Raw genomic sequence first — 22820 nt, 5'->3', positions numbered from 1 at the left:
GTCCGGCCCCGGCGGGCCGGACGGGTCGCATCGGCTCCCTCGCCGTCCTCGCCGCACCCCGGGCCGAGCGCGCGGTCGGCGGTCGGGGCGGCGGTCGGCCCCGTCCTGGGAACCCAGGGGCAACACGGACGAAATATTGGCCTGACCAATCCCTTGACCTCCTCGATCGCCTCCTTGTAGCCTCAGTCACATTGGTCAGGCCAATGGAAGGTGTCATGGACAGCAACTTCGACGCGCTCGTCGACGCCCTCGCCCAAGAGGCGCGGGTCCTGGGTCCGGAGTCACGGATCATGACCGAGCGCGCGCTCGCCGAGCGCCTCGGGAACAGCCGCGCCACCGTGCGGGAGAACCTGGGGAGCCTGGAGGTGCTCGGCATGGTCCGGCGCACCCAGGGGGCGGGGACCTACGTCACCAAGCCCGACGCCTCGTTCGTGCGGCTGCTCTTCGACCTGATGTCGAAGTTCGGCCACGTGGACCACGCCAGCGTCGAACGGGCCCGGGAGATGATGGAGATCTCCGTGGTCCAGGAGGCGGCGGACCGGGCCGACCACCACGACGTCGCCGCCCTGCGCGGACACATCGACGACATGGTCCGCGCGACCGCCGCGGGGGACGCCCAGGCCGGGCACGAGGCAGACTACGCCTTCCACAAACGGCTGTTCACCATCGCGGACAACCCGGTCATCGAACTCTTCGTGGACGGCATCAGCCTCGCCCTCCAGGACGTCCTGGCCAAGAAGCGGGCCCGGGCGCTGAGCGTCGAGGCAGCAGCGCTGCCGGAGGGCTCCGACGAGCCCCGCAGGACCGACACCATCCACACGCCCATCGTCGACGCGATCGAAGCGCACGACCGCAGCGCCGCCGCGGCCGCCATGGTCGAGCACTTCAGCCTGTGGCGCCGGATCACCGAGAGCCCCGCCATGACGGACGAGCACTAGACCCCACCAGACCCACCGCAATCCCACCCACCGGGACCCCGCGTACCCGGACCCCGATCCGTGCCCCGCCGGGGGCGGTCCCGAGCTCCGGGACCGCGCGATCCCCACCCCGAGGGGGAGAAGGAAGACATATGAACGCGACACAGGCTCCACAGCCATGCCCGAAATCGACTGTCATGTTCGTCGGTATCGGCGCCATCGGCCTCCCCATGGCCGAGCGGATCGCCCGCGCGGGCCACACCGTGCTCGGGGTGGACCCCTCGCCCCGCCGGCGTGAGGCCGCCGCCGAACTCGGCGTACCCGCCCGGGCCGACCTCACCGGGATCGAGGAGGCCGACACCGTCCTCGTCATGGTCGCCACCCCCGAACAGCTGCACCAGGCGGTGTCCGCACCCGGCGCCGCGCTCGACTCCATGCGCCCCGGAGCCGTGCTCGCGGTGATGAGCACCGTCGGCCCGGGCCCGGTCCGCGAGGCCGCGCGTAGGGCCCAGGAGGTCGGGGTCCGCCTGGTGGACGTGCCGGTGACCGGCGGCGTGGCCGGCGCCAGACGCGGCGCCCTGACCCTCTTCGCCTCCGGCGACCCGGCCGCGCTCGCCGACTGCTCCGACGTCCTCTCCGCCATGGGCACCGTGCGCGACTGCGGCGCCGAGGTGGGCAGGGGACAGTCCTACAAGGTGGTCAACCAGCTCCTGTGCTCGGTGCACATCGTGGCCGCCGCCGAGGCGCTCGCGCTGGCCGAGAAGCTGGACCTGGACCCCGCGGAGGTCCTGGAGGCCGTGGGCGGCGGCGCAGGGGCGTCCTGGATGCTGGGGGACCGCGGACCGCGCATGCTCCCGGAGGCCGCCGAGGAGGTCACCAGCACCATCGGGATCTTCGTCAAGGACTCCACTCTCGTCACCGACACCGCCGACGCCGTCGGCTTCTCCGCGCCCCTGGCCCGTGCCGCGCGCGCCGCCTACGAGCAGGCCGCCGCCACCGGGCTCCTCGACCGGGACGACTCCCAGGTCATCCAGGTCTACCGCGACTGACACCGCGCACCGCGCACGCGAGCCGGACCGCCGCCGCGTCGCGCCCCTGCCGCACCACGGCTCCGAGGCCCGAGGAAGCCGGTCGGCGGAACCACCAAGCCCGTAGGGGTCACTCGTCATGCCCGGAAACACCCGGCCGTGAACGTGCGGGCCCCACCGATACACGAGAGGGGATCCACCTATGGATGCTCTTGTGCTGACACTGATCGCTCTCGGGTCGATCGCCCTCCTGCTCCTGCTCATCATCCGGTTCCAGGTGCCGGCCTTCGTCGCCCTGATCCTGGTCAGCGTCGGAACCGCCCTGGCCACCGGCATGCCCTTCGCCGAGATCATCCCCACCATCGTCGAGGGCCTGGGCGGAACGCTCGGCAGCGTCGCCCTCCTGGTCGGCCTCGGGGCGATGCTGGGGGCGATCATCGAGCACTCCGGGGGCGCGGACGCCCTCTCCAGGCGCTTCGCCCGGATCCTGGGGCCCGCGCGGGTGGGGGCCGCCCTGCTGATCGCCTCGTCGGTGATCGCGACGCCCATCTTCTTCGACGTCGCCTTCATCATCCTGGTACCGATCATCTACGCCTTCTCGCGAGCGGCCAGGCTGCCCTCTCCCATGTCCATCGGCCTGCCGATCGCCGGCCTGATGCTCTTCATCCACGTGGTGGTGCCCCCTCACCCGGGGATCGTCGGCAGCTCGGCGATCCTGGAGGCCGACATGGGCCTGGTCACGCTCCTGGGCTGTGCGCTGGTGGTGCCGGTGGGCTTCGTGGCCCACCACACCGCCCGGCTGCTGAACCGGCGCGTCTACACGGTGCTCCCGGAGACGCTCGCCCGGTACTCCGAGGGTCCGGCCGCGGACCCGGGAGACGGGACCGGACCGCAAGGCCCCGACGACTCCGGCCCCTCCGGGCAGGGCGGAACCGAGCCCTCCGGGACCCGGCCCGCCGACCAGGGCGGCGGCTCGGTGAAGGCCCCGGCCAGGACGGAACCGCAGGCGCCCCCGGGCACGGGCAGCGTGCTGACGATCATCCTCGTCCCGATCGCCATGATCGGGCTCCAGACCGTCGGCAGCGCCTTCCTCGCCGAGGGCTCGGCCGCACTGGGCCTGCTGACGATGCTCGGAGCCCCGCCGTTCGCCCTGCTCACCGGCTGTCTGCTGGCGGTGTACCTGCTGGGGGTGCGGCGCGGGTGGTCGATGCGCTCCGTGGGCCGGGTCATGGAGGGGGCCCTGGCCCCGGCGGCCATCGTCGTCTTCGTCACGGGGGCGGGCGGAGCCTTCGCCAAGGTCCTCAGCGAGAGCGGCATCGGCGACGCCCTCTCCGGCGGCCTGCTCGGACTGGGCATCCCCCTGCTGCTCCTGGCCTTCGTCCTGGCCGCCCTGCTCAGAGCGGCCCAGGGATCGGCGACGGTGTCGGCCATCACCACCGCCGGGCTGCTGGCGAGCACGGTCTCCGAAGGCGGTTACAGCTCTGTGGAGATCGCCCTGATCAACCTCGCCATCGGCTGCGGGGCGATCTGCCTCTCCCACGTGAACGACTCGGGGTTCTGGATCGTCTCGCGCTACCTCGGGCTACAGGTCGCGGACGCGCTGCGCACATGGACCGTGCTGGTCACGGTACTGGGCACGACCGGTTTCGGCCTGGTCTGCCTCGTCTGGGCGCTGGCGTGAGCCCTCATCGCGGACCGGCCCCGCGACGCGACCGCCAACCCGGACGAAGCTCCGGACAGGCCGCCGGATCGCCCCCCGCAACCACCACCCGAACCACCCAACCAGGAGGACTGAGATGAACCAGACCGCCACGGCGCCCGGAAGCGGTGTCGACACCGCCCGGACCGACCGGGTGAGGGCCGCCGCGTACCGGATCAGGCTGAACGCCCTGACCCAGGGGGAGGTACAGGGGCAGGGCTACATCGGCCAGGCCCTCGGGATCGCCGACGTCCTCGCCGCCCTCTACGCCGACCAGCTCGACCTCCGTCCCGAGGACCCCGAGTGGGAGGGGCGCGACCGCTTCCTCCTCTCCATCGGCCACTACGCGATCGCCCTGTACGCGGCCCTGGCCGAGGCGGGCGTGATCCCCGTCGAGGAACTGGACACCTACGCCACCGACGACTCGCGCCTGCCCATGTCGGGCATGTCCACCTACACGCCCGGCATGGAGGTCTCCGGCGGCTCCCTGGGCCACGGGCTCGGCGTCGCCGTGGGGATCGCCTTGGGACTGCGCCGCAAGGACAACCCGGCGCACGTGTACAACCTGCTCTCCGACGGTGAGCTCAGCGAGGGTTCCACCTGGGAGGCCGTGCAGGCCTGCGCCCACCACGGCCTGGACAACGTCATCGCGATCGTGGACATGAACCGCCAGGTCGCCGACGGCCCGGCGCAGGAGGTCATGGGCACCGAGCCCGCCGACGACAAGTTCAGGGTCAACGGCTGGCACGTCCTGCGGGTCGACGGCAACGACGTCGCCGCGCTGCTCGCGGCACTGGACGAGCTCAAGGCCCACCGCGGCCGACCCAAGGCCCTGATCTGCGACACCACCATGGGCAAGGGCGTGCCGATGCTGGAGTCCAGGGAGAAGCTGCACTTCATGCGGGTGGCCCCGGACGAGTGGCAGACGGCCCGCGAACAGCTCAAGGAAGGGAACGACGCATGAGCGCCACCACCGCCAAGCGGCTCACCTCGGACGCGATGATCGCCTCGATCGCCGACGACGGCGCGCGCACCGCCCAGGCCCCGCTGGGGCACGCGCTGCTCGCCGCGGCGCGGGAGGACCCCCGCATCGTGGGCCTGTCCGCGGACCTGGCCAAGTACACCGACATGCACGTGTTCCGCGACGCCATGCCCGACCGCTTCTACCAGATGGGCATGGCCGAGCAGGTCATGATGGGCGCCGCGGCCGGCCTGGCCCAGGAGGGGTTCGTGCCCTTCGCGTCGACCTACTCGGTCTTCGCCACCCGCCGCGCCTACGACTTCCTGTGCCTGGACATCGCCGAACCGCGCCTGAACGTCAACATCGTCGCGGCCCTGCCCGGGCTGACGACCGGTTACGGCCCCAGCCACCAGGCCACGGAGGACGTCGCCCTGCTCCGCGGGATCCCGGGGATGACCGTCGTCGACCCCTGCGACTCCGTCGACATCGCCCAGGCCGTCCCCCAGCTCGTCGCGCACGAGGGGCCCACCTACACCCGCATCCTGCGCGGCGCGGTGCCCACGGTGCTCGACGAGTACGACTACGAGTTCCGCCTCGGCAAGGCCGCACTGCTCCGCGGCGGCTCGGACGTCCTGTTCATCTCCTCGGGGCTGATGACCGAGCGCGCCCTGCGCGTGGCCGCCGCGCTGGAGAAGGACCGCATCGGCGTCGCTGTCCTGCACACGCCGACCATCAAGCCGCTGGACGTGGACACCGTCCTGGCCGAGGTCGCGGCCGACCGGAAGGTCTTCGTGCTGGAGAACCACTCCGTGGTGGGCGGCCTCTTCGAGTCGGTCGCCTCCGCGCTGGTCCAGCGGGGCGTGACCCGGCAGGTGACCCCCATCGGCCTGCCGGACGAGTTCCTCGACGCGGGCGCGCTGCCCACGCTCCACGACCGCTACGGGGTCTCGGTCGGACGCATCGGCGAACGCGTGCGGGCCGCGCTGTGACCGCGGGTTCCGGGGCGCGCCGCACGGGGCGCACCGGAACCCCGGGCCCGGGCGGGCCGGAAGGCCCGCTCCCTCGGTCCCGGCCGCCCCGCGGATCGGCCGCGGGGCGGCCGGGGCCGAAGGAGCGCCGGGGGCGGATCGGATCCGACCCGCCCCCGGCGCCCGGGGGCGACCACGCCCCTCGACCCGGGTCAGGCGGCGCCGAGCCGGTCGAGGGTTTCGGTCCGCAGCCGCTCCGCCCCGCTGCCGGGTCCCGGACCGGCGTTCGCGGACGCCCCGCAGGAGACGTCCCGCTCCGGGAACTCGCCGTCGACGAGGAAGCCCGTGGTGACGTTCCAGGCGCAGGCGTTGTCACCGTAGAGGTAGACGCCGTGCCCGTTCCCGTCGACGCTCACCAGCCGCGACCGCTGCCCGAACTTGTCGTCCAGCCTCACGCCTCCGGCGTACGGTGTGGCCGCGTCACGCAGGTTCTGCACGATCAGGACGTTGTCCGGGCCCTCCCCGGTGATCTCCACCGGGGCCTCGGCCGGCTCGTGGTGCCAGTAGGCGCACGGCATGACGTTGGCAGGGGCCGCGCCGTACATCGGGTACCGCTCCCGGTCCTCGGCGACACCGCTCCGGTAGGTGTCGAGGTCCTCCGGCCACTCGGAGTCGTTGCAGGCCACCGCGAGGAACGCCGACCAGGCGTTGTCCGCTGCCACGGGCTCGGCCGTCTCCTCACCGCCACCGGCCGGGCCGTCCAGGTACCGCTGGACCGCGCTCTCGTCGCGGTCGTCCAGCGCCTGCCACAGCTGCGCCGTCCGGGCGTAGTTCGGCTCGCCGTACAGGCCGATGAAGGAGGCGAATCGGAAGGCGGGGCCGTCGACGCCCGCCACCGGCTCTTCGTCGAGCCGCCCCGCGATCTCGAAGTAGGTCTCCCGCACCTGCTCCGGAGAGTTCCCCAGGCCGTAGCTGCCGTCGCGTCGCGCCAGCCAGGCGGCGAAGTCGGGGAAGGCCTCCTCGAAGCCCGCGCCGAACTGGCGGAGACCGTCGTAGCCGAGGAAGGTGTCGCCGATGTTGCTGTCGAGCACGATCCGGTCCGTGCGCTCGGGGAACAGGGAGGCGTAGGCGGCGCCCAGCGCCGACCCGTAGGACACCCCGAAGTAGCCGGTCTTCTCCTCGCCGAGCGCTGCCCTGATCCGGTCCATGTCGCGGGCCGTGTTCGCCGTCGAGATGTGGGGCAGCAGCCCGTCGGTGTCGTTGGCCGCGCACCGGTCGGCGACCGCCTCGGCGGTCACCGCCTGGTCGGTGATGGCCGCGTCGTCGACGGCGTACGGCGGAATGTTGCCGTAGTACGCCTGGTCGGTGGTGAAACCGCAGCTCACCGGTGCGGAGTGCCCGACCCCGCGGGGGTCCATGCCGATCAGGTCATAGGTGTTCGAGAGGCTCGCGGGCGCGCCCAGGGCGGCCAGGTCGGCGGGCATCGACAGCCCGGAGCCGCCCGGGCCGCCCGGGTTGAGCATCAGGATGCCGCGCCGCTCACCCGGTACCTCGCTGGCAAGGCGGGAGACCATGATGTCGATCCCGGCGCCCTCGGGGTCGCCGTAGTCCACCGGTACCGGCACGGTCCCGCACTCCAGCGGGTACGGCCCGGTCGGGACGTCGGCGGGGCACGCGCCCCACTCCACCTCCGGCACCGGCCTCCCGTCGCGATCGTCGGCCGCGGCGGGCGCCGCCGCGACCAGCGAACCGGCGAGGAGGACCACCGCCGTCAGCGGCGCACTCCGGCCCGTGCTCCATTTTCGTTCCACGTGTGCAGCCTCCTGGGTAGCGGATTCCCGCCTCCCGGCAGCCCGTCGCCCCCGCTGTGAGGGGCGGCCGTCGCCGCCGGGAAGCACCCCCTCAGACTGCTGTCACCCCGCCGCGCCCACCAGTGACGCGGCGTCATCGGTTCACCCCCTCAAACGTCATGGGAGCCCCCGTGGCACCGGTCGACCGGTACCGGGGAGCGGCGGGGCCGACGAAGGGGCCGGGCCGAGAGCCAGCTCCGGGGCACGGCCCGAACAGCGCAAGATCGGTCAGGCCGCCGCCCCGGGGGCGCCGCTACGGTTCGGACATGACCACATTTCACGCCTTCCTCGGCTGCAGCCTCGACGGGTACATCGCGGGGCCCGACGGTGAGCTGGACTGGCTGACCGTCTTCGACAACACCGGCTCCGAGGAGTTCTTCGCCTCCGTCGACGCCCTGGCGATGGGGCGCGCGAGTTACGACACCGTGCGGGAACTCGCACCGGACCTCTACCGGGGCATGCCCATCCACGTGCTCTCCACGACGCTGCCCGCCGGACCGCGACCGGACCTGGGAAGTTCGCCGGTGACCGTTCATCCGGACCTCCCCGCGCTGCGGACGGCCCTCGCCGAGGCCGGGGTGAAGCGCGCCTACGCCGACGGAGGCCGCACCGTCCAGGCGTTCCTGGCCGAGGGTCTCCTCTCGGACCTCACCGTGACCCGCGTTCCGGTGCTCCTAGGGAAGGGCATCCCCCTCTTCGGACCCGACCCCGGCCCCCTGCGCCCGCACCTGGTCTCCTCGTTCGCGACGGACCAGGGGGCGGTCCAGTCCTTCTACCGCTTCTCGGCGGACGGGAGCTGACCGAGCGGGTACCGGCAGCCGTCCACGGGGATCCCGGCGGTCGGCGCCTCTGACGCCCACTGCTCGGCAGACGGCGGGGCCCCTCCGTCTACTTCCCGGCCCCGCCGGACGAGGCGGACTCCGTGACGCTGCGCGCCGCCGACTTCGGAACCTTCGAGGTGCCCGTGGAGCAGGGGAGGGGCCGCCGACCCCGCCCCCCGGCGCCGGGGGGCGGCGCGCATCGCACGAACGCGGCACCGCTCCGGGGGGAGGGCCGGCCGGGGACCTCTCCGCCCGCACCTGCCTCGCCCGCACCTGCTTCCCGCTCTCCTGACCGCCGCACTGCGGGCCGGCTCCGCTCCCGGCGGCCTTCGACGGCGGCAATACGCGCTGGTCGGGGCCGCCTGTTGCCCGAGGTGTAGCCGGTGTGGGCGGGGGAAGGTGGTACGCACGGTCAGTGTGAGGCGGGTGCGCGAAAACGCTGGGGGAGACGATGGCTGGTGACCGGATCGGGCTGGCGGAGATGCTCGCCGAGGCGGAGGACGCCGCGCCGATGGAGTCCCTCAACGTGGTGGCGTGCAATCTGCGCGACCGGTTCGACGCGCACGCGGTCTCGTTCCTGTTCGCCGACATGGTCGGCCGGCAGGTGGTGCGGGTCGGCGAGGAGACCGTCACGCGGAAGGACCGCCAGCCCGAGCAGATTCCGCTGGACGGCAGCGTCTACGACCGGGTGCTGCGCACCCAGGAACTGGTGCAGGGACCCGGGGACGGGCACGGGCAGCAGGTGCTCGCTCCGGTGACCAACCGCGGCGACGTCATCGGCATCCTGGAGCTGACCCTGCCCCACGTCACGGGGGAGGTCCTGGACGAGGTCCGCGGGGCCGCGCACGCGCTGGCGTACATCATCGTCACCGACCGCCGTTTCACCGACCTCTACCACTGGGGCCGGCGCACCACCCCGATCAGCCTGGCCAGCGAGATCCAACGCCACCTCCTGCCCAGCGCGTCCTCCTGCGAAGCCGCCCAGTTCGTCCTCGCCACGGCCCTGGTGCCCGCCGACTCCGTCGCCGGGGATACCTACGACTACTCCCTGGACCGCAACACCCTGAACCTGTCCATCACCGACGCCATGGGCCACGACGTCAACGCCGCCCTCATGGCCACCCTGCTGGTCAACGCCTCCCGCAGCGCCCGCCGAGCCGGCGCCGACCTGGCCGATCAGGCGTATCAGGCCCACCGGGCCCTCCTGGACCACGGAGACCACTCGTTCGCCACAGGCCAGCTGGTGCGCATCGCCCTGGACGGCACCGGCGCGCAGATCGTCAACGCCGGGCACCCCTGGCCGCTGCTCCTGCGCGAAGGCACGGTGAACGAGGTCGGCCTGGACGTCGACCTGCCCTTCGGTATGCACGTACCGGTCGCCTATCACGTGCAGCACCTCGACCTGCGCCCCGGTGACCGCCTCGTCTTCCACACCGACGGCATGCAGGACCGCCGGGCGGCATCCGTCGACCTGCCCCGGCTGATCGGTGACACCGCCGACGACCACCCCCGTGAGGTCGTACGGACCCTGACCGCCGCGGTCACCGACGCCTCCGAAAGGCGCCCGGAGGACGACGCCACCGTCGTGTGCCTGGACTGGCGCGGCTCCCACCACGAGGGCCGCCGTACCCGGGCCGGAGCCGACAGGTGAGCACCGGGCGGCGCCGCCGCCCCCGCGATCCGGGGCAGGGCCCCCGTGGACGTGGGTCCCGGAGCGGTCCCGGTGCGGTCTCCACGCCCCGGGATGCTTCTGTCACCGCTCTGTGAACGCGGCGCGGGCGCGTTAGAGGGGCAGGCCGACCGACTCCGAGAGGGCCGGGTCCCTGGGGCGCCGGCGGGGGAGTCGGGGGACGAGGGCTCAGGGACATGGGCACTCCATTGCCGCTGCTATCGTTTTTCGATAGATTCTTATTGAGAAACGATCCAGGGAGATGCGATGGGGAAGTTGACGGTGCTGGCGCTGCGCGTCGTGCTCGTGATGTTGCTCGGAGGGTCGGTGTTCGTGCAGGCGGTCATGGTGCCGCTGCTGGCCGCGGACCTGCGCGAGGCCGGCGCCGACCCGCTGCTCGTGCGCGCCCCCGTGATCGCGATCGTGTTCCTGGGCATCGTTGCGGTCCAGGCAGTTCTGGTCTGTGTGTGGCTCCTGGTGACGAAGGTGCGGCGCGGGACCGTGTTCTCCAGCACCGCCTTCCGGTACGTCGACGTGATGATCGGCGCGATCGTGGCGGCCGCCCTCCTGGTGTTCGGGCTCGGGTTCGTCATGGCCCCGGGCGAGGCCGTGCCGCCGGGTGTGGTCCTGCTGGTGGGCGGCGTGGGCACGGCGCTCCTGGGGGTCGCGCTCATCGTGGTCGTGCTGAGGACGCTGCTGGCCCAGGCGATCGAGAGCAAGGCCGAGGCGTCCCGGCTGCGGGGCGAGCTCGACGAGGTCATCTGATGCCGATCGTCGTCGACATCGACGTGATGCTGGCCAAGCGCAAGATGTCCGTCGGGGAACTCGCGGACCGCGTCGGGATCACGCCCGCCAACCTGGCGGTGCTCAAGAACGGCCGCGCCAAGGCGGTGCGCTTCACGACCCTGTCCGCCCTGTGCACGGTGCTCGACTGCCAGCCGGGGGACCTGCTGCGCTGGGAGCCCGAGCCGGCCGATGCCCCCGAGCCCGCCACCACGCAGCCGGGGCGGTGAACAGCGGGGCGGACCAGGCCGACCGGCAGGGGGCGGCCGACGGGCCGGGGCCGGTCACCACGCGTCGCCCTCCGCGCCGACACCGCCTGCTAGGCGGTCCCCGCCCGCCGGTTCACGACGGCAGCCAGGATCGCGGTGCGCATCCCGGGCACCTCGACGCCGAAGCGCTCGTGGACCGCCTTGAACCCGGCCCTGTACTCGTGCCGCTCCTGCGGGGTGAACACCGTCCAGACATCGCCGTCGGCCGCGATCGCGGCCAGGGCCACGTCCTCGGCGGGGGCGGTCGCCACGGTGTGCTCGGTGCGGACCGCCTCGTGCACGCGCTCGCGCAGCCGGCGGACCTCTCCGGGGTGTTCGAGGGTGACGTCGAGGGTCGGGAAGAGCCCCAGTACCCGGCCGCGGTCGACCGTGATCGACCCGTTCGCGACGAGCTGCTCGCGCACGGCCCTCTCGGCCTTCCACTCACGGTCCGGGACGGCGTTGATCCAGTGGCCCGGTTCGTGCGGCGACAGGCCGTCCAGCACCTCGGCCAGGAACGGGTCCTCCGGAGTGCGGGCGGTGTCGCGCTCGGCCCTACCGTCCCGGGCACGGAGCAGGCCGCCGAGGATCAGCTCGGTCAGCGCCGCGGCGCGCAGCAGGTGGCCGCGGTAGGCGGTGCTGACGGGGTCGAACCGGTTCTTGTCGGTGTCGTAGCTGAGCAGGTAGAGCCGTTGCGGCAGTGTCGGTTCCATCGTCTTCTCCTCGGCGTCCGTCCCGCCCGGGGCGCCCGGCCTGCCGGGCGCGGAACCGTCTCTTCCCGGCGCCGGAGCTCCCGAACCCCGTGCCGGCGTGTCCGCGACCCCGCCCCGGGGGGCCGGACCAGTATTCGTCCTGCTCCGCCGCGACACCAGTGACACGGTGTCATGTCCTCACCGGTACAGGCATCACGGCCCGGACGCGGTACGGCTGTCGGACGGCGGCTGCGGGCCCGGGGGCGCCGACGCCGCATGCGGCTCCCCGGGTCTACCGGCGTGACAGGTCCGCCAGCGCCAGCCCTCCGCCGAACGCGATCAATGCTCCCCCGGACGCCTGGTCCAGGCGGCGCAGCGTCACCGGCCGCAGGCGGCGCCCCGCCAGCACGCGCCCCGCGGTCGCCCAGACCAGGGCGGTGGCCGCCTCGCAGACGATGTAGAGCCCGCCCAGCGCGACCAGCTGCACTCCGGCCGCGACGCCGGACCCGGAAGAGACGAACGGTGGTAGGAACGCCGTGAACAGCAGGAGAGCCTTGGGGTTGGCGGCGGCGGTGACGAACTCCTGCCCCGCCAGCTTCCACGGCGCCGTATCACGGGCGCCCCCGTCCTCCCGGTCGGGTGCGGACCCGTTCGGCGCGGAGGCGGCGCGCGCCGACCACACCACCCACGCCCCCAGTCCGACCATGACGGCCGCCCCGGCGACGCGGAGGATCTCGAAGGCCGTCCGGGAGGCGTGCAGGAGCGCCCCCAGGCCGGTGGTCACCGCACCGAGCATGAGGGCGAACGCGGCGAAGCGTCCGAGGAGTGCGACGGCGGCCGGACGCAGGCCCTGCCGCAGCCCGTTGCGGAAGGCGAGCAGGTTGTTGGCTCCGGGCGCGGCGGCCACCGCCAACGCCGCGGGTACGAAGACAGCCAGCTGCGCCGAAGAGAGCATGAACCCAACCTAAGCGGCGACCGGCCCCCGTCCGGGGTACCGTTCCACACGCGTCGGTTCCCCGGCAGGGGAGGAGCCTGCTCCCGGCAGCCGGGCCGAGGCCGGAGCCCGTAGCGCGTCCACGCAGTTCGACGACCTGTGTGGGCCGGTCGGACCGGGTAGGAGAGACACAGGGCGACGGCACGCGGGCGCCGAGCGCCCACGGCCGCAGCACGCGAGGACGGAGAGTGGCGATGGACGGCGAAACCTTGCAGGACACGGCCCAGGAACACGCCGAGACCCTGGTGGGTGCCGGGTTGGAGCACCCGTTCGGACCCGACTGGGAGGTCTTCAAGGTCCGGGGCAAGGTGTTCATGCTGATGACCGAGGTCCCCGGCAAACCGGTCGTGATCCTCAAGTCCGACCCCGGTGAGGCCGAAGCCCTGCGCGAGACCCACGCCGACATCACACCGGGCTACCACATGAACAAGAGGCACTGGATCACGCTCGCTCCCGGCGACTCGATCGACGAGGACCTGGTCAGGGAGCTGGTGGCCGAGTCCTACCGGCTCGTGGTGGGCAACCTGCCCCGGTCCCACCGCCCCGTCGGGACGCCGTCGAGAAAGCCGGCCACGCGCCCGGACGTTCGCGCGGCGGGCTGACCACCGGGCTGCGCCCGGCCGTCGAGCGGCAACGGAAGCCCCTGTCCACCGTGTTCACGGCCGGGCAGCGCGGCGCCGAGGTCGTCCTCGCCGCGGCGGTCGACGAGCGGCCGTGAGCAGCACGGCCGAACGATTCCTAGACGACGTCGAATTCGTTGCCTTCCGGGTCCTGCATCAGGACCGCGTAATGGTCCATGTCCGGTTCATCCGTGGTCCGGAGCACGCGGGCGCCGGCCTCGACCAGCCTCTCCACCGTGGCGGTGACCCGCTGCGTGCGCACCGCCAACGGGACGTCGCGACCGCCGCCGACCTTCAGATCGAGGTGTATCCGGTTCTTGGCGGCCTTGGGTTCCGGAACCCGCTGGAACCACACCCGGGGCCCTTGCCCTGCGGGATCGACGATCGACTCCGGGGTGTCGCCCGTGCCCGCGGGCAACTCCTCCTCCGGCACCCCCATGGCTGCCCAGTACTCCCGCCACGTGGTGTGTCCGCCCGGTGGGGGTTCGGGTATGTATCCCAGAGCCTCGCTCCAGAACGCCACCAGTCTCCGCGGGTCGGAACAGTCGATCGTCAGTTGCAGCGTCATCTCCATGACCGGAGTCTGGCGGACACGTCCGACATTCGTGCCGGACCGGTCCCGCGGACGGCAGGGGCGCACTTTCGCCACAGACCTGAGGAGTGGCCATGTCCATCACCGGAGAGCAGCTCCAACAGACCGCGCGCAGCGCGGCCCGGGACCTGCCCGGGACCGACCAAGGGCGGCCCTTCGTCGACAAGCTGGACGTGTACAAGGTGGCGGGCAAGGTCTTCCTGATCGTCACCGACGACCCAGACGAGCGCATCGTCACCGTCAAGGTCGAGCCCGACCACGGCCGCTCCCTGCGGCGCCGGTACCCCTCGATCACCCCGGGCCGTTACCTCGACAAGAAGCATTGGCCCTCCGTGGGCGCCGGCGAAGAGATCACCGAGCACATGATCCGGGACCTCGTGGACCACTCCTACGAGCTCGTCCTGGACTCCGTGCCCCGGGCCCGCCGCCCCCGAGCGGGCGGGGAGGGCCGCAGGAAGGGGTGAGGCGACCGCGTAGGCGCACCGCGCCGACCCTGCGGGGGTACGGGGCCGCCGCACGGGCGCACCCGCGGCTCAGGGCGCGGCGGAGGCTGCCGGTTCCGGGGCGACGGCGCGGCGGACGCAGTCCCGCAACAGGTCGCGCCGCTGTGCGTGCACCCCCTGGGGCTCCGTCGCGGTGGCGGCGTAGACGTTGCTCACCGGCGACCAGGCCATGGACATGGCGATGACCAGGGCCATCACGTCGAAGGGGTCGCCCTGCCTGATGCGCCCGGCGGCCTGGGCCTCGGCGATGGCGCCGAGCTTGTGGTCGTCGTAGCGCTCGTGCTCCGCGACGAGGTGCCCGGTCGGGCGCCGTTCCAGCCGGGCCCAGGTGGCGAGGCGGATGAGGTCGGGACGGGCCAGGTACTCGTCGTAGAGGCGCACGGCCCAGTCGGCCAGGTCCCCGGCGTCGATGGGGGCGACATCGATGATGCGCTCCAGCGAGGCGAAGAAGATCGCGTCGAAGAGCTGTTCCTTGTTGCCGAAGTAGCCGTAGAGCTGGGCCTTGTTGGTCCGTGCGGCGGTGATGATCCGCTCGATGCGGGCTCCGGCGATGCCGTACCGGGCGAATTCCTGTGTGGCGGCGTCGACGATCCGCCGGTGCGTGGCGGCCCCGCGCGCGCTCGATGGCTGTTCGGGCATGGCCGCCACGTTAGCAGACAGACCAGTCTGTTTGCTTATCCGGCTCCGACGGCCTAGGTTCCAAATAGACCGAACAGTCTGTCTTTGGAGAGATATGCGCACCACCATCGGATGGCAGGCGGACCCCGCGACCCGCGCCCTGCGCCGCACCCACCTCCGGCGCCGGGACCTGCGTCCGGACGACGTCGCGGTGCGCGTGGACTACTGCGGCGTCTGTTTCAGCGACCTGCACGCCCTACGCGCCCACAAGAGCGACACGGACGGGGCCCTGGTGCCGGGGCACGAGTTCACGGGCACGGTGAGCGAGGTCGGCGGCGCGGTCACCGGCTTCGCCCCGGGCGACCCCGTGGCCGTCGGCAACATCGTCGACTCGTGCGGCACGTGCCCCATGTGCCAGGCCGGCCAGGAGAACTTCTGCCGCGGCTTCCCGACCCTGACCTACGGCGGAATCGACCGCCGTGACGGGGCGACCACCCTGGGCGGCTACTCCCGCGAATACGTGGTCCGCGACACGTTCGTCCACCACCTGCCCGCCGGCCTGGACGCGGCCGGAGCAGCCCCCCTGCTCTGCGCCGGCGTCACCGTCTGGGAACCCCTGCGGGCCCTCGGCGTGGGCCCCGGCAGCACGGTCGCCGTGGCCGGGCTGGGCGGTCTGGGACACCTCGCCGTCAAGCTGGCTGCCGCACTCGGCGCCACGACCACCGTCATCAGCCGCACACCGGGCAAGGCCGAGGAGGCGTACGGACTCGGCGCGGACGGATTCGTCGTCTCCACCGACGCCGCGCAGATGGAAGCCGTCCGGGACCGGTTCGACGTGGTCATCGACACCGTCTCCGCCCCCCACGACCTGACCCCCTACCTGCGCACCGTCGCCATGGACGGCACCCTCAGCCACCTCGGGCACCTCGGCCCGGTCACCGTGGAGACCACCGACCTGCTCATCGGCCGCAAGAGGCTCAGCTCCGCCGGCAGCGGCGGCCGACCCTCCACCGCCGACCTGCTGCGCTTCTGCGCAGAGCACGGCATCACCGCCGACATCGAACTGCTGCCGTCGTCGCAGGTGAACACGGCCTTGGAACGCCTGGAACGCAACGACGTCCGCTACCGCTTCGTGCTCGACATGTCCGACCTGGACTGAGCGGCGGCGCCGGCCACGTTGCACGGGGCTGCCTTGCGGGCGCTCGCGGCCGGCACCGATGTCGAGGAGATCTCGGTCGGGCTGGGGCACGCGACCATGCACTTCACCCAGGACACTTGCCAGAGCCTGTTTGCCGGACGTGGCCGAGGCCGCCGCACTGCTGAGCGGAACGCCAGTTCAGAGCGGTGGGCTGGTTCCGGTGCGGTGGCCGGTACCGGGGAGCACACCAGGAGCCGCCCTGCACCGACGACCTCAGGTCAGCGAAAGGGCTCGCACTTGCTGGTCTGAGGTTCCCTCATCCCCGAGGCTGCTCCACCATCGGATCAACGGCCCCCAGGTAAGGGATCAATCGAGCTCCCACAGCCGTACGGTGCCGTCGTAGCTGTTGCCTGTGGCGAGGGTGGTGCCGTCGTGGTTGAACGCCACCGAGGACACGCCGCCACCGTGTCCGGTGAGAGTGGCTTCGGGGTGCGAGCCCAAGCCCCGCCACAGCAGGACGGAAACGATCGCGAGAACACTCACCGCGCTGATGTAGTACGGCCACCTCCTTCGTCGCGGCGCCCGCCCGCCGGAGTCTGTCGTCGCAGGGGGGAAGGGCAGGGGAACCGCGGAACCCTCTGCGGCAGGGGTCGGTGCCTGGAACCTGGTGGGGTTCGGGTTGCCGGACACGGTCGTTTCGGCGAGGGGGTCTGTCTGGGGCGGAAGGGTCGCGTTCTCGGTTCTCTCACCGGGGTCCCGGGCCGGTGGGGACGGAGGAGGGCTGTCGGCCGGTGCGGTGCGGGCGGCGGGGGGCGGCCAGGAGCCGTGGAGGTCGCGGGTCTCGAAGCGGGCGAGGATCTGGTCGGGGACTGGACGTTGGACCGGATCGTGGTTCCAGCACTCGAGGACCAGCGCCCGCAGTTCCGGGTCGAACGTCCCCGGGTCGGGGGGAGGACTGATGACGCGGCGCAGGGTCTCGGCCATGGTGGCCCCGGCGAAGGGGTTGGTACCGGTGGCGGCGTAGACCAGCACGGTGCCCAGGGAGAAGATGTCGGATGAGGGACCCACGCGTGAGCCGTCGGTCTGCTCCGGTGACATGTAGGGAAGGGTGCCGAAGACCGCGCCCCGCGTGGTCATGCTGTCGGCGTCCAAGGGGCGGGCGATGCCGAAGTCGATGATGCGGGGGCCGTCCTCGGCCAGGATGATGTTGCCGGGTTTGAGGTCGCGGTGCACCAGGTCGCACCCGTGGATGGCCTTCAGTCCTTCGGCGAGGCCGGTGGCCAGCACCTGCAGCGCGGGCGTGGTGAGGGGGCCGTGGCCGCGGACGGCCTGCTGCAGGGTGGGGCCGGGGATGTGGGCGGTGGCGATCCAGGGCGCGTCGGCGTGAGGGTCGGCGTCCACGACCTGAGCGGTGTGGAATCCGCCGACCTTGCGCGCGGTCTCGGCCTCGCGGGCGAAGCGGGCGCGGAAGCCGGCCTCGGAGGCGAGTTCGGGGCGGATGACCTTGACGACCAGGCGGCGTCCGGAGGTGGTGCGGGCGCCGGGACCCCGCCGGTATCCGGCAAGGGGCACAGGACGGCCGGGCGTGCGGCGGACCTCCCGCACGCCCGGCCTGGTCCGAGCCCGTCAGGGGCCCGGGGCGCCGCCGTCGGAGGGGCCGGGGACGGGGTAGGTCAGGGTGACGGTCACCGAGGCCTCTGCCGAGCCGCTGAAAACGACCAGCGACCCCTCGGCGGCGATCGTCACTCCGAACTCCACCGACACCGACTCCGGGCGGGTGGCCTGCTGCGCGAGCTCCCACACCGTGCCGCTGAACTTGGCGGCTATGCCCCGCACCACGTCCTGGACGTGGTCGACGGCCTCCGCAGCCTTGTTCGCGACGGCCTCGGTGACGCCGGAGGTCATCGGCTCGGCCCCTGGCAGCTGCTGGACGGCGACGTACACGTCCACGCCGTCGATCGTGATCGGCACCAACTTCTTGGGAAGGGACACGCTCGCACCTTTCGGGGGCCGTAGGGCGCCGGTCCGCGCCCCGGGAACTTCAGAGGTGGTAGGCGCCCCGGATCATGTACGCGCCGTCCGACTGGCGGTAGTAGCCGGGGTCGGGAGGGGAACCGACCCAGTCCGGCAGGAGGCCGACCACGGCCCCCCGGACCGCCTTGCCGGCCTCGGTGTGCCGCAGCACGTAGCCGGCCCCGGAGGCGGCGAGCCCGCCGGGGGACCGGGCGAGGATCATCCTGCCGACGCTGACCGCGTCCCAGACGAAGTGGGCCGCCTCCTTCACGGCGGCGCGCTTCTCGTGCCAGTCCGGCGGGCCGGAGTGGTCGAGGGCGAAGAAGGCGCTGGACCCGCCCGTGTACCTGACGTGGAAGCCGAGGATCAGCCCGTTGTCGGGGAGGACGTAGGCGTCTCCGCGCGCGATGTAGAGCGTTCCCCGGCTGCCGTCCGGGTTCGTGTGCGCGAGTTCGAGGGCGGGGGTGTCGATGGAGGAGGCGAGGTGGAGCCAGGTCCGGTACCCGGAGGCCCGGGGACTCATGAGGATCAACGTCGTGCACCCTTCGTGCGACCGTGGAGACCGTGGACGAGCGACTGCCGGCGGTTCACGGGAACCAGTCGAGAAACGTGCTGACGGCCCTCTTCAGCACGCTTTCCGTCGCCCGGGAGGCCGCCTCGTCCGTGACGACGTCGGAGAGGACGGAAGTACCCGGCTCCTGGTCGGCGGCGGGGAGGTCCACGGCGGTGGAGGCGGTCGACTCGGGGGCGGCCTCGGAAGCCGTGGAACCGGAGGGGGCCGTCGCGTCTGTGCCGCCGCGCCGGTGGACGTACTCGGCCACCGTGTAGCCCGCTGCGGCGCCACCGGCCGCGGCTGTGGCGACCCCGAGCCATCGGCCCTTCCGCACGGGCACGTGCCCCTTGCACAGTTCGAGCAGGTCCTCGGTGCGGGACACCCACACGGTGTGCGTCATCCACGCGTCACCGGCATTGTGGCGGGACGAGACCACTCCGAGCACGCTGTCGTCGCCGCGGCGGAGGACGGGCGCCCCGCTCATGCCCGGCATGACGTCGGCGGACTGGATCCGGCCCAGGCGCAGGCCGTCGGTGCGGGCGACCTCTCCCTGCCACCGCCCCAGGGCCTGGACCGATCGCGGCTGGGGCGCCTGGGTCATGTCCTCGATCACGGCGTGGCCGACCAGGGTCACCTCCTCGCCCTGCTCCGCCGAGTCCGAGGCGCGCAGGAGGCGGGCGCTGTCGGGCAGGGCCGTGTCCGTCTTGAGCAGGGCCAGGTCGGCTCTGCGGTTCCTGGCCACCACCCACGCCCGGGTGGGTTTGAGGTCCGGGTCTCCGAGGCTGTCCACCGTGACCTCGGCGATCTCCGCAGACGTGTCCTCCAGGCCGAGCGCGGTCCGGACGACGTGCCAGGCGGTCACGAGGTAGCCGTCGGGGTCGATCTGGAAACAGGTTCCCTGGGGAGCGCCGTCGGAGGTGAGGATTCTTCCCATGTACCGCGGAACGTACGGGGATTCGACCACCCCGGTGTTCCTTTCACTCGAAACACAATTCTGGGAGGGCGGCGGGGAACGCGGGCGGGGCAGGGTGCCGGTTTCGCGTCGCGGGGGTGCGGGTCGGGCCGGGCCCGGCGGGAAAAACTGGTACACCGCCCATACCCTGGAGTTCTTGCACCCAAACGGGGGTGCGGGTGCAGGGATAAACGTGGAAATGCCTCCACGGATCGCCGAATTCGGTGGCGCGAGTGCGGTGGCGAACGCGGCCTTGAAGGGGTTTGCAGGATTTTCATGATTTCGCCGTGGGTGTCGGTAATTCATATCGTCGGATGATCTGTTGTCCACGCCCGGTCGGCGGGTGCGGGCCCGTGCGGGCACCCGTCGGGGGAGAGCCGTCGGACAGGGACCGGACGCACCCGTCCGACGACCGGTCGCCGCGGTGGCGCGCGGCGACCGGGCCGTCGCCCCGGCTTCCCTTCCACAGGAGGTCGACGCGGGCCCGGACCGCTTCGGCGGTCCGGCGCCCTGTGAGCCCTTCGACGAACTGCGAGACCGGTATCAGCGCCGATCGGACCGGAGGCCGGGTCGGCTCGCCCCCGGGTGCGCGGCCGCGCGCCGGGCGGCTCAGACCGTGTTCTAGGTGGCGGGCGAGTCTTGGACGGACAGTTCCAGGGCCAGTTCCATACAGCGCCATCGGGCCGGGGAGACGTCGTAGGGCATCTTGCCGACGGCTTCGACCGCGCTCATGGAGCCGGCCTCCCGCCTGCCGGAGCCGAGGCCGGCCCCGTCCTCGCCGCCATCGGCGGGAACGGGGTGCAACGTGTCCCAGGCGTCGAAGAGGGCATCGTCCTCTTTCTCCAGGCCGGTCTCCTCGATGACGGTATGCAGGGCGCTTTCGAAGGCGTGCCGTTCGGCGGCCACGTGAGCCACCCGCGGATCGTCCACGGCGACACTGTCGTCGAGTGCCTCCTCAACCTCATCGATGCGGTCGGACTCCTCCCGCAGAGCGGGATGCGTGGCCAGGGCGATGAAGCGGGTGGCCTGGACGGCCGCGCCGAGCGGGCCGAAGATCCGCTCGGTGACCAGCAGAGTGTCCAGGTCCGCCTGGCGCAGGGAGCCCTCGGGCAGGTTCTTGAGACGGTCGGTGACGAAGTCGGAGAGCAGGCCCATCCGGCTGCCTTCGGTGCGCATCCGCTGCACGGCGGCCCGTTGCCGCCGCAGTTCTGTCTCCTGCTCGGCGAGGGTCTCCTCCAACCGCTCCAGGATGCCCGGGATGCCGTCCCCGCTGCCGGCGCCGGCGGAAGCCGTGCCGGTGGTGAAGGCGTCACGGATGTCGTCCAGGGCGATCCCGGCGTCGGCCATCTTGCGAATCCACAGCAGGCGGATCATGTCCTCGTACCCGTAGCGGCGGCGGTCGTCGCTGCCCCGCTCGGGCTCGGGGAGCAGGCCGATCTCGTGGTAGTGACGGATCGCCCGTGGCGTGGTGCCGGCGAAGGCCGCCGCGTCACCGATCTTGACCTGGCGGGGCGGCACGAAGGACGAATGCATGGGCAGGGACCTTTCCTCGAGGGATCGGGACGTGGGTCCACCAGACCACATACCGCTACGGAAGGTGCAAACCCCTGCACACCGCCCGCGCCAATGTTCTGTCACGACCCCGGCGTTCGTGCGGTGCTCCGGTCCAGTGCGATGACCTCGACCTCGATCTGCCAGTCGGGCTGGGCCAGTGAGACGACCTCGACGAGGGTGTCGGCGGGGTAGGGCTCGGACAGGAACTCGCCGCGCAGCGTGATCACGTGCGGGAGGTTCGTCGCCATGTCCCGTACGAAGATGCCGACCTTGACCACGTCCGTGAAGGCCAGGCCGGCCGCCTCCAGCACCCGTCCGACGTTCCGGAACGCCTTCCGCCCCTGTTCCAGGAACCCGCCCTCGACGGTCGTCCCGTCCTCCTCGAAGCCCGCCTGTCCGGACACGTACACGAAGCCCCCGGCCCGGACGGCCTGTGATATCCGGTAGGGCGCGTACCAGTCCGGCGTGGTCGCGATCTTCTCGACGTGCCCCACGGTGGCCGCTCCCTCTTCGCTGGACATGCTTCTCCCCTGTCTCGGCGGTGCCCGGAACCGGGCTCGAACGATGGCGTTACGGAACGTTTCGTAACGCCATGGAAGCTAAGTCATCCAAGGCGACTTGTCAAAACGAAACGTAACGTCACGCGGGCGGTAGGATGTGGCCCATGACCTCTGCCCCGAACAGTGAACGGCGTAGCGAGCGCGCCCGCCGGGCGATCCTCGACGCGGCGTTCGACCTGGTGAGCCGCAAGGGCTTCGCGAAGGTGACCATCGAGGGCATCGCCGCCCAGGCCGGCGTGGGCAAGCCCACGATCTACCGCTGGTGGGGCTCCAAGGGCGCGGTGGTGCTGGAGGCGATGAACGAGGAGCTCGGCGACGACTTCGCCTTCCCCGACACCGGGGACATCGCCGCCGACCTCACGACCCAGATCACCGCGGTGAGCCGGCGGCTGGTCACCGGCAGGATCAGCGAGGCCTTCAAGGGCGTCATGGCCGAGGCGCAGAACGACGCCGCGCTGATGAAGGCGTTCCGCGAGACGATCCTCGAGCCCAGCATCGCGGAGTGCCGTGCCCGCCTGGATTCCGCCGTCGCCGCCGGGCAGCTCCGCTCCGACGTGCCCACCGACGTGATGGTCGACCTCTTCTACGCGCCGGTCCACTACCGGCACTTCCTGGGCTTCGGCGACGATGCGGTCAGGCGCAGCGCCGACCTCGTCCAGGACGTCCTGCTCGGCCTGCGGCCCCGGACGGACGCGGGGTGAACGGCCGGTACCCGGCCGCTGTGCGTCGGGGCGAAGTACTGCCGGGGGGCTGAAGCGGGTGCGCGCCGCCCGGGCCGTCCTGCCGGGCGCCGGGACGCTGTCGCCCCACCGCAGCCGCCTTCCTGCCCGGCGCCGCGCCGGAAGGCGTCCCGACCGCGGCGGAGCGCTTCCCCCATCGGGCCGTCCGTCCAGCCGGTCAACGCCCCCGCGCGATCCGTCTTCGTCTCCTCTCGCTTCCCAGGCCCCTTCGGGGGGATCTCGGGGAGGGTGAAACGAACCCCTGGGGGTTGTTCACGGTAGGCGGATCCGTCTCCTCACATGCTCGTGCGAAATTCGCATTCGGGGGAGGGGCGGCGACGCTGATGCCGATTCTCTCCGACGTCCCT

General features: G+C 72.1%; 24 protein-coding genes. 13 read left to right on the top strand and 11 right to left on the bottom strand.

The features are described from left to right. Positions 1–215 precede the first annotated feature (215 nt). From OUQ99_RS17990 to OUQ99_RS17970, 5 genes are all read left to right on the top strand, one after another. Positions 216–938 carry a FadR/GntR family transcriptional regulator gene (locus OUQ99_RS17990; RefSeq protein ID WP_267944926.1) on the top strand — a complete coding sequence of 241 codons (723 nt, stop codon included), beginning with the start codon at positions 216–218 and terminating at the stop codon, positions 936–938. Positions 939–1069: 131 nt separating this feature from the next. Continuing rightward, the gene (locus OUQ99_RS17985; RefSeq protein WP_267944925.1) at positions 1070–1966 is read left to right on the top strand and encodes an NAD(P)-dependent oxidoreductase; all 897 of its coding nucleotides are present in this window, start codon (positions 1070–1072) and stop codon (positions 1964–1966) included. A 181-nt stretch (positions 1967–2147) separates the two neighbouring features. Next, complete coding sequence (locus OUQ99_RS17980; protein ID WP_267944924.1) at positions 2148–3626, top strand: SLC13 family permease; 1479 nt, start codon at positions 2148–2150, stop codon at positions 3624–3626. A 115-nt stretch (positions 3627–3741) separates the two neighbouring features. Then, positions 3742–4608 carry a transketolase gene (locus OUQ99_RS17975; RefSeq protein WP_267944923.1) on the top strand — a complete coding sequence of 289 codons (867 nt, stop codon included), beginning with the start codon at positions 3742–3744 and terminating at the stop codon, positions 4606–4608. Continuing rightward, positions 4605–5594 carry a transketolase family protein gene (locus OUQ99_RS17970; RefSeq protein ID WP_267944922.1) on the top strand — a complete coding sequence of 330 codons (990 nt, stop codon included), beginning with the start codon at positions 4605–4607 and terminating at the stop codon, positions 5592–5594. Before OUQ99_RS17975 ends, OUQ99_RS17970 begins: the two co-directional genes overlap by 4 nt. Positions 5595–5785: 191 nt before the next feature. Here OUQ99_RS17970 and OUQ99_RS17965 read toward each other — a convergent pair whose 3' ends face one another. Further along, positions 5786–7384 carry an alpha/beta hydrolase gene (locus OUQ99_RS17965; RefSeq protein ID WP_267944921.1) on the bottom strand — a complete coding sequence of 533 codons (1599 nt, stop codon included), beginning with the start codon at positions 7382–7384 and terminating at the stop codon, positions 5786–5788. Positions 7385–7689: 305 nt separating this feature from the next. Between OUQ99_RS17965 and OUQ99_RS17960 the strand changes: the two genes are divergently transcribed. The 4 genes from OUQ99_RS17960 (at position 7690) to OUQ99_RS17945 (ending at position 10926) form a co-directional block, all read left to right on the top strand. After that, a complete protein-coding gene (locus OUQ99_RS17960; RefSeq protein WP_267944920.1) occupies positions 7690–8223 on the top strand; it encodes a dihydrofolate reductase family protein in 534 nt (177 codons plus the stop codon). A gap of 472 nt (positions 8224–8695) precedes the next feature. After that, positions 8696–9895, top strand: coding sequence for a PP2C family protein-serine/threonine phosphatase (locus tag OUQ99_RS17955; protein ID WP_267944919.1), 1200 nt, complete (start codon positions 8696–8698; stop codon positions 9893–9895). 285 nt (positions 9896–10180) lie between these two features. After that, positions 10181–10678 carry a DUF2975 domain-containing protein gene (locus OUQ99_RS17950; protein ID WP_267944918.1) on the top strand — a complete coding sequence of 166 codons (498 nt, stop codon included), beginning with the start codon at positions 10181–10183 and terminating at the stop codon, positions 10676–10678. After that, positions 10678–10926 carry a helix-turn-helix domain-containing protein gene (locus OUQ99_RS17945; RefSeq protein ID WP_267944917.1) on the top strand — a complete coding sequence of 83 codons (249 nt, stop codon included), beginning with the start codon at positions 10678–10680 and terminating at the stop codon, positions 10924–10926. The genes OUQ99_RS17950 and OUQ99_RS17945 overlap by 1 nt, the downstream gene beginning before the upstream one ends. A gap of 89 nt (positions 10927–11015) precedes the next feature. Here OUQ99_RS17945 and OUQ99_RS17940 read toward each other — a convergent pair whose 3' ends face one another. Beyond that, on the bottom strand, positions 11016–11657 hold the full coding sequence (locus OUQ99_RS17940; protein ID WP_267944916.1) for a GOLPH3/VPS74 family protein: 642 nt from the start codon (positions 11655–11657) through the stop codon (positions 11016–11018). Between the two features lie 271 nt (positions 11658–11928). Then, complete coding sequence (locus OUQ99_RS17935) at positions 11929–12591, bottom strand: LysE family translocator (RefSeq protein ID WP_267944915.1); 663 nt, start codon at positions 12589–12591, stop codon at positions 11929–11931. Positions 12592–12824: 233 nt separating this feature from the next. Here OUQ99_RS17935 and OUQ99_RS17930 point away from each other — a divergent pair, with 233 nt between their 5' ends. Further along, positions 12825–13232 (top strand): MmcQ/YjbR family DNA-binding protein, encoded by a 408-nt coding sequence (locus OUQ99_RS17930; protein ID WP_267944914.1) that lies wholly within the window; start codon positions 12825–12827, stop codon positions 13230–13232. Between the two features lie 136 nt (positions 13233–13368). Here the strand turns inward: OUQ99_RS17930 and OUQ99_RS17925 are convergent, their stop codons facing one another. Continuing rightward, on the bottom strand, positions 13369–13824 hold the full coding sequence (locus OUQ99_RS17925) for a VOC family protein (RefSeq protein ID WP_267944913.1): 456 nt from the start codon (positions 13822–13824) through the stop codon (positions 13369–13371). A gap of 92 nt (positions 13825–13916) precedes the next feature. Between OUQ99_RS17925 and OUQ99_RS17920 the strand changes: the two genes are divergently transcribed. Further along, entirely contained in the window at positions 13917–14306 is a 390-nt protein-coding gene (locus OUQ99_RS17920; protein WP_267944912.1) for an MmcQ/YjbR family DNA-binding protein, read from the top strand. 69 nt (positions 14307–14375) lie between these two features. Here the strand turns inward: OUQ99_RS17920 and OUQ99_RS17915 are convergent, their stop codons facing one another. Next, positions 14376–14984, bottom strand: coding sequence for a TetR/AcrR family transcriptional regulator (locus OUQ99_RS17915; protein ID WP_267944911.1), 609 nt, complete (start codon positions 14982–14984; stop codon positions 14376–14378). A 94-nt stretch (positions 14985–15078) separates the two neighbouring features. Here OUQ99_RS17915 and OUQ99_RS17910 point away from each other — a divergent pair, with 94 nt between their 5' ends. Next, positions 15079–16122, top strand: a complete 1044-nt coding sequence (locus OUQ99_RS17910) for an NAD(P)-dependent alcohol dehydrogenase (protein ID WP_267944910.1) — start codon at positions 15079–15081, stop codon at positions 16120–16122. Positions 16123–16467: 345 nt separating this feature from the next. On the opposite strand, the gene OUQ99_RS17900 is transcribed toward OUQ99_RS17910, so the two are convergent. The 6 genes from OUQ99_RS17900 to OUQ99_RS17875 form a co-directional block, all read right to left on the bottom strand. Then, positions 16468–17673, bottom strand: coding sequence for a WD40 repeat domain-containing serine/threonine protein kinase (locus OUQ99_RS17900; protein ID WP_267944909.1), 1206 nt, complete (start codon positions 17671–17673; stop codon positions 16468–16470). Between the two features lie 54 nt (positions 17674–17727). Continuing rightward, entirely contained in the window at positions 17728–18093 is a 366-nt protein-coding gene (locus OUQ99_RS17895; protein WP_267944908.1) for a CU044_2847 family protein, read from the bottom strand. Between the two features lie 49 nt (positions 18094–18142). After that, positions 18143–18646 (bottom strand): hypothetical protein, encoded by a 504-nt coding sequence (locus OUQ99_RS17890; RefSeq protein WP_267944907.1) that lies wholly within the window; start codon positions 18644–18646, stop codon positions 18143–18145. A gap of 55 nt (positions 18647–18701) precedes the next feature. Then, positions 18702–19631, bottom strand: coding sequence for a S1 family peptidase (locus OUQ99_RS17885; RefSeq protein ID WP_267944906.1), 930 nt, complete (start codon positions 19629–19631; stop codon positions 18702–18704). 609 nt (positions 19632–20240) lie between these two features. After that, positions 20241–21152 (bottom strand): MerR family transcriptional regulator, encoded by a 912-nt coding sequence (locus tag OUQ99_RS17880; protein WP_267944905.1) that lies wholly within the window; start codon positions 21150–21152, stop codon positions 20241–20243. A 101-nt stretch (positions 21153–21253) separates the two neighbouring features. Then, positions 21254–21694, bottom strand: a complete 441-nt coding sequence (locus tag OUQ99_RS17875) for a RidA family protein (protein ID WP_267944904.1) — start codon at positions 21692–21694, stop codon at positions 21254–21256. 143 nt (positions 21695–21837) lie between these two features. Here OUQ99_RS17875 and OUQ99_RS17870 point away from each other — a divergent pair, with 143 nt between their 5' ends. Further along, entirely contained in the window at positions 21838–22434 is a 597-nt protein-coding gene (locus OUQ99_RS17870; protein WP_267944903.1) for a TetR/AcrR family transcriptional regulator, read from the top strand. The last annotated feature ends 386 nt before the right edge of the window (positions 22435–22820 follow it).

The sequence above is a fragment of the Streptomonospora nanhaiensis genome (assembly GCF_026642255.1).
In the GTDB taxonomy this organism is placed as follows: domain Bacteria; phylum Actinomycetota; class Actinomycetes; order Streptosporangiales; family Streptosporangiaceae; genus Nocardiopsis; species Nocardiopsis tropica.
The sequence above is the reverse complement of the archived record's forward strand: the minus strand, read 5'-3'. Positions and strand labels throughout refer to the sequence as shown.

Coding starts and splice junctions, on each gene's coding strand:
- OUQ99_RS17990 (WP_267944926.1), top strand. CDS start 216: ATGGACAGCAACTTCGACGCGCTCGTCGACGCCCTCGCCCAAGAGGCG.
- OUQ99_RS17985 (WP_267944925.1), top strand. CDS start 1,070: ATGAACGCGACACAGGCTCCACAGCCATGCCCGAAATCGACTGTCATG.
- OUQ99_RS17980 (WP_267944924.1), top strand. CDS start 2,148: ATGGATGCTCTTGTGCTGACACTGATCGCTCTCGGGTCGATCGCCCTC.
- OUQ99_RS17975 (WP_267944923.1), top strand. CDS start 3,742: ATGAACCAGACCGCCACGGCGCCCGGAAGCGGTGTCGACACCGCCCGG.
- OUQ99_RS17970 (WP_267944922.1), top strand. CDS start 4,605: ATGAGCGCCACCACCGCCAAGCGGCTCACCTCGGACGCGATGATCGCC.
- OUQ99_RS17960 (WP_267944920.1), top strand. CDS start 7,690: ATGACCACATTTCACGCCTTCCTCGGCTGCAGCCTCGACGGGTACATC.
- OUQ99_RS17955 (WP_267944919.1), top strand. CDS start 8,696: ATGGCTGGTGACCGGATCGGGCTGGCGGAGATGCTCGCCGAGGCGGAG.
- OUQ99_RS17950 (WP_267944918.1), top strand. CDS start 10,181: ATGGGGAAGTTGACGGTGCTGGCGCTGCGCGTCGTGCTCGTGATGTTG.
- OUQ99_RS17945 (WP_267944917.1), top strand. CDS start 10,678: ATGCCGATCGTCGTCGACATCGACGTGATGCTGGCCAAGCGCAAGATG.
- OUQ99_RS17940 (WP_267944916.1), bottom strand. CDS start 11,657: ATGGAACCGACACTGCCGCAACGGCTCTACCTGCTCAGCTACGACACC.
- OUQ99_RS17935 (WP_267944915.1), bottom strand. CDS start 12,591: ATGCTCTCTTCGGCGCAGCTGGCTGTCTTCGTACCCGCGGCGTTGGCG.
- OUQ99_RS17930 (WP_267944914.1), top strand. CDS start 12,825: ATGGACGGCGAAACCTTGCAGGACACGGCCCAGGAACACGCCGAGACC.
- OUQ99_RS17925 (WP_267944913.1), bottom strand. CDS start 13,824: ATGGAGATGACGCTGCAACTGACGATCGACTGTTCCGACCCGCGGAGA.
- OUQ99_RS17920 (WP_267944912.1), top strand. CDS start 13,917: ATGTCCATCACCGGAGAGCAGCTCCAACAGACCGCGCGCAGCGCGGCC.
- OUQ99_RS17915 (WP_267944911.1), bottom strand. CDS start 14,984: ATGCCCGAACAGCCATCGAGCGCGCGCGGGGCCGCCACGCACCGGCGG.
- OUQ99_RS17910 (WP_267944910.1), top strand. CDS start 15,079: ATGCGCACCACCATCGGATGGCAGGCGGACCCCGCGACCCGCGCCCTG.
- OUQ99_RS17880 (WP_267944905.1), bottom strand. CDS start 21,152: ATGCATTCGTCCTTCGTGCCGCCCCGCCAGGTCAAGATCGGTGACGCG.
- OUQ99_RS17875 (WP_267944904.1), bottom strand. CDS start 21,694: ATGTCCAGCGAAGAGGGAGCGGCCACCGTGGGGCACGTCGAGAAGATC.
- OUQ99_RS17870 (WP_267944903.1), top strand. CDS start 21,838: ATGACCTCTGCCCCGAACAGTGAACGGCGTAGCGAGCGCGCCCGCCGG.